This window comes from Streptococcus sinensis (assembly GCF_000767835.1).
GTDB lineage: Bacteria > Bacillota > Bacilli > Lactobacillales > Streptococcaceae > Streptococcus > Streptococcus sinensis.
Genome location: NZ_JPEN01000010.1, coordinates 1 through 422, shown reverse-complemented (window position 1 = coordinate 422; position 422 = coordinate 1). Strand labels below are relative to the sequence as shown.

The 422-nt window shown below is 39.2% G+C and carries 1 pseudogene; it reads left to right on the top strand.

The features are described from left to right. Nucleotides 1–422: pseudogene (locus SSIN_RS00180) on the top strand (transposase); the annotation flags it as partial.

The following is a 422-nucleotide window of genomic DNA, read 5'->3' as shown; positions in this document are numbered from 1 at the left end:
CAGCCGGGCTATGAGTCGTGTTCGTGTTCAAATCATGAATCAATTGGATCGAAAATCGCACGAGTACAGGGCGATCAAACGCTACTGGAAACTCATCCAACAAGATAGTCAGAAACTCAGCGATAAACGATTTTATCGCCCAACTTTTCGCATGCATTTGACCAATCAAGAGATTCTTGAAAAGCTANTTTTCAAGAGAAACAAGCTGAGCATTTCTTTGGACTCATTGAAGAAAGGATTGCTTGTATAAATCCTATCTTTCAGACTGTTTTTAAAACCTTTCTCAAGGACAAAGATAAAATTATCAACGCTCTTGAACTCCCTTACTCAAATGCAAAACTGGAGGCTACTAACAACCTCATCAAGGTTATCAAGCGCAACGCTTTTGGCTTTCGGAACTTTGACAACTTTAGAACTAGAAT